The sequence below is a fragment of the Pseudomonas sp. YuFO20 genome, from assembly GCF_035064975.1.
GTDB lineage: Bacteria > Pseudomonadota > Gammaproteobacteria > Pseudomonadales > Pseudomonadaceae > Aquipseudomonas > Aquipseudomonas putida_AE.
Genome location: NZ_JAXDEO010000157.1, coordinates 1 through 630, shown reverse-complemented (window position 1 = coordinate 630; position 630 = coordinate 1). Strand labels below are relative to the sequence as shown.

General features: G+C 50.2%; 2 protein-coding genes. Both read right to left on the bottom strand.

The window, feature by feature from the left end; all coding sequences use genetic code 11:
* Nucleotides 1-10: 10 nt before the first annotated feature.
* On the bottom strand, nt 11-313 hold the full coding sequence (rplW, locus tag SOP85_RS31050; RefSeq protein ID WP_323629413.1) for a 50S ribosomal protein L23: 303 nt from the start codon (nt 311-313) through the stop codon (nt 11-13).
* Nucleotides 310-630 (bottom strand): 50S ribosomal protein L4 (gene rplD / locus SOP85_RS31045; RefSeq protein ID WP_323629412.1); only part of this gene is annotated, 321 nt, incomplete at its 5' end. The genes rplD and rplW, both read right to left, overlap by 4 nt.

The following is a 630-nucleotide window of genomic DNA, read 5'->3' as shown; positions in this document are numbered from 1 at the left end:
CTCCTCCGACTTACTCTGCGCCGCCGATGAAGTCCAGATTCTGGCCTTCTTTCAGGGTGACGTAAGCTTTTTTCCAGTCGCTACGACGACCAACACGCTGACCGTGACGCTTCACTTTCCCTTTAACTACCAGGGTGTTCACGTCTTCGACTTCGACTTCAAACAGTTTCTGCACTGCAGCTTTAATTTCTACTTTGGTCGCGTCTTTGGCAACTTTGAGAACGATGGTGTTGCTTTTTTCCATCGCAGCGGATGCTTTTTCAGATACGTGCGGTGCACGCAGCACTTTCAGCAAACGTTCTTCACGGATCATGCCAGCATCTCCTCAACTTGCTTCACAGCATCAGCAGTCATAACCACTTTGTCGAAGGCGATCAGGCTAACCGGATCGATACCTGCTACATCGCGCACGTCAACCTTGTACAGGTTGCGAGCTGCCAGGAACAGATTCTCATCCAGTTCACCGGTCACGATCAGCACGTCTTCCAGAGCCATATCTTTCAGTTTCTGTGCCAGCAGCTTAGTTTTAGGCGCTTCTACAGAGAACTTCTCGACAACGATCAGACGATCTTGACGTACCAGTTCGGACAGGATGCTTTTCAGCGCGCCGCGGTACATCTTTTTGTTTAC